A 3177-nucleotide genomic window follows, 5' to 3' on the forward strand; every position below is an offset into this window, starting at 1 on the left:
AGTTTGAATATACTGAACAATGTTTGTATATGGATCCGTATATGAAAAAACAACATCTGTAGGGTGTGTTTTATTTGGTTCAATCGCTTTTGCTTGAGAATCAGACAAGTGTGAACGCATGCAGCATTGCCAATTCAAATCAGTCTTTTTATTAAATTCCCATTTAAGCTCATAGAAAACCCTACTTGAGACGATACCTGCAATTTCATCAATGTTTTTTGTTTCTGCCACTTTACATCACCCATAAATGATTTTTTTGACAATAGCCATCTTGTCTTCCGTAAACCGTAGCGACAATAACTGTTGCTTAAATTTCATCAAATAATCAGTGCTATTGTGATGCATTCCCCACTTTTGACTATTCAAGTGAGCATTGAACAAAACGGGAATTAATAACCAAACAATAATGCATATAGTACAAGCATTAATATGGATGACCTTGTCCAAGCCATAACACGATTTTTGCACTGGCGAAACGATATCAAGAACCATCGTTACACCAGAGAGACAATCCTGTTGGAGCAAACAAAGCAAAGCGGCAAGAAGTGGCGGGGATCTGCCCCTCCGATCTGCTTGCCGCTATCTGTTACCGCAGGAGTAAACGTCGTTAGCGACCCAAAAACGGCTCCCAGTCCTTGAACACCGGCTGCAACCCCGCCTGTCGCACGGCAGCGGCCACTTCCCCCACCGGGCGATCGTCGTGGATGGCGAACTGCTCCAGCTCCTCCGCATCCCCTTCGGCATAGCCCCCCGGCTGGGTGCTCGACTCGGCGGACATCTGGGTGATGCCAAGGCGCAACGCGCCGTTGCGAAACGTAGCCGACTCGCGGGTGGAGAGGGACAAGTCCAACGTGGGCGAGAAGAGGCGCCAGGCGCAGATAAGCTGGGCCAATTGGCGATCCGACATGACCACGGCAGGCTCCAGCCCACCGGTGCAGGGGCGCAGGCGCGGGAAGGAGAGCGAGTAGCGGCTCTGCCAGTGGTGGCGCTCAAGCCAGCTCAGATGCTCGGCGACAAAGTAGCTGTCGGTGCGCCAGTCCGAGGAGAGACCGATCAGCGCCCCCAACCCGATTTTGTCGATACCGGCGCGGCCCAGCCGATCCGGCGTGGCGAGGCGCCATGCGATGTCCCGCTTGTTGCCGCGCAGATGGTGGCGGGCGTAGGTGGTGGCGTTGTAGGTCTCCTGATAGACCATGACGGCGTCGAGGCCGAGGCTCTTCAGCTCGGCATATTCGGCCTGCGAGAGGGGCTGCACCTCCATCCCCACCGTGCTGAAGTGGCGGCGGATGATGGGCATCACCTCGCGAAAATAGGCGAGCCCCACCTTGTGCTCGTGCTCGCCGGTCACCAGCAGCACGCTATCAAAACCGCGCGCCTTGATGGCGAGACACTCGCGCTCTATCTCCTCTGCATTCAAGGTCTTGCGCTTGAGGCGGTTGCTCATGGAGAAGCCGCAATAGGTGCAGTCGTTGGCGCAGAGGTTCGACAGATAGAGCGGCACATAGAAGCCGATGGTGTTGCCAAAGCGCTGGCGGGTCAGCCGCTCGGCCTCGGCCGCCATCTGCGGCAGGTACGCTTCGGCGGCAGGGGAGATCAGCGCCATAAAATCGGCCAAGGTGCGGCGCGGTGAACCCAGCGCCCGTGCCACATCGGCGGCAGTTTTGGCGCGGATCTGCATGCCGATATCGTCCCACTCAAGCTCCCGCCAGCGGCTGATAAAGGATGGCGCATCAGCCCTCACCCCCAGCCCCTCTCCCTTATTTTGTGAAGAGCCGAGAGGGGGGCTATCACTCGGGCGCACTAGGGGTTGTGCAAAAGGTTCGAAGTCACTCATCGCACCAGCATCATGACTCATAACGCCCCCAGAAAATCGGTGAGCGGGCTGGAGGCTTGGGCCTGCAGGGCGCGGGCGCCAAGACCTGCCTCATAGGCGCTGCGCCCGGCGGTGCAGGCCAGCGCAAAGGCGCGGCCCATGGCGACCGGGTCGCCGCTCACCGCGATGGCGGTGTTGACCAGCACGGCATCGGCGCCCAGTTCAAAGGCGGCGGCGGCGTGGCTCGGCGCACCGATGCCCGCATCCACCACCACAGGCACATTGGCCTGTTCGACGATGATGGAGAGAAACTCCCGGGTCACCAGCCCCTGATTGGAACCGATGGGGGCGCCGAGCGGCATCACGGCGGCGCAGCCCACCTCTTCAAGCCACTTGCAGAGCACGGGGTCGGCGCCGCAGTAGGGCAGCACCACAAAGCCCTCTTTCACCAGCTGCTCGGCGGCTTTCAGCGTCTCGATGGGATCGGGCAAGAGGTAACGAGGATCGGGGTGGATCTCCAGCTTCAGCCAGTTCGTCCCCAGCGCCTCGCGAGCGAGGTGGGCGGCAAACACCGCCTCGGCGGCGGTCTTGGCGCCAGAGGTGTTGGGCAGCAACTTGACCCCGAGTTGAAGCAAGGGGCTCAGGATATCGTCGTGGGCCTTGCCCGGTTCGAGCCGCTTGATGGCCATGGTGACCAGTTGGGAGCCACTCACCTCGATGGCGGCGGCCATCAGATCCGGGCGGGCAAACTTGCCGGTGCCGGTAAAGAGGCGCGATGAGAAGGTGTGATCGGCAATTGTCAGCATGTCAGCCTCCCGCAATGGCAGTGAAGAGGTGGAGTTCGTCCCCGTCATTGAGACGGGTCTCGGCCCAGCGGCCACGGGGCAGCACGGCGCCGTTAAGGGCCACCGCTACCCCTTGGGGATTGACCCCCTGCGCCGCCAGCAGGTCGGCCACGCTCTGCCCTGCCGCCAGCGGCTGGGCTTTATCGTTGAGTCGAATGGTGAGGGTCATGGGGTGATCTCCTTATCGTGTGTCGCGCATCGGCGCTGCCCGCAAACCGGGCAATCGGGATCGGGGGCCAGAGTGAGGGTTTGCCACTGATGGGTCAGGGCATCGAAGCGGCGCAATGTGCCAGCCACCGGGCTCGGCATCCCGAGCAGCAGTTTCAGTGCCTCCAGCGCCTGCAAAGAGCCCATCACCCCGACCAGCGGGCCGGTGACGCCGCTGGTCTCGCAGCGCTCGGCGATCTTGGTATCCAGCGGATAGAGGCAGGCGTAGCAGGCGTGATCGCTGCTGGTTCGCGCCATCAGCTGCCCCTGCCAACCCACTGCGGCGGCGGAGATCCAGGGCTTGTCCTGAGC

General features: G+C 60.5%; 4 protein-coding genes and 1 pseudogene. All 5 read right to left on the bottom strand.

Going from position 1 to position 3177, the window contains the following annotated elements; genetic code table 11:
• Positions 1-231: pseudogene (locus AACS18_RS23570) on the bottom strand (hypothetical protein); the annotation flags it as partial.
• A gap of 376 nt (positions 232-607) precedes the next feature.
• Entirely contained in the window at positions 608-1834 is a 1227-nt protein-coding gene (gene thiH, locus AACS18_RS16075) for a 2-iminoacetate synthase ThiH (RefSeq protein ID WP_339373262.1), read from the bottom strand.
• Positions 1835-1851: 17 nt separating this feature from the next.
• Positions 1852-2619 (bottom strand): thiazole synthase, encoded by a 768-nt coding sequence (locus AACS18_RS16080; RefSeq protein ID WP_108612698.1) that lies wholly within the window; start codon positions 2617-2619, stop codon positions 1852-1854.
• 1 nt (position 2620) lies between these two features.
• Positions 2621-2827: a sulfur carrier protein ThiS gene (thiS, locus tag AACS18_RS16085; RefSeq protein ID WP_064337452.1), complete on the bottom strand. Its 207-nt coding sequence runs from the start codon at positions 2825-2827 to the stop codon at positions 2621-2623.
• A partial coding sequence (locus tag AACS18_RS16090; protein ID WP_181363302.1) for a HesA/MoeB/ThiF family protein occupies positions 2824-3177 on the bottom strand: 354 nt, incomplete at its 5' end. The genes thiS and AACS18_RS16090, both read right to left, overlap by 4 nt.

This window comes from Aeromonas sp. HMWF015 (assembly GCF_963878965.1).
Classification (GTDB): domain Bacteria; phylum Pseudomonadota; class Gammaproteobacteria; order Enterobacterales; family Aeromonadaceae; genus Aeromonas; species Aeromonas veronii.

Excerpts from the sequence above, each read along its gene's own strand:
- thiS (WP_064337452.1), bottom strand. The coding sequence starts at position 2,827 with ATGACCCTCACCATTCGACTCAACGATAAAGCCCAGCCGCTGGCGGCA.
- thiH (WP_339373262.1), bottom strand. The coding sequence starts at position 1,834 with ATGAGTGACTTCGAACCTTTTGCACAACCCCTAGTGCGCCCGAGTGAT.
- AACS18_RS16080 (WP_108612698.1), bottom strand. The coding sequence starts at position 2,619 with ATGCTGACAATTGCCGATCACACCTTCTCATCGCGCCTCTTTACCGGC.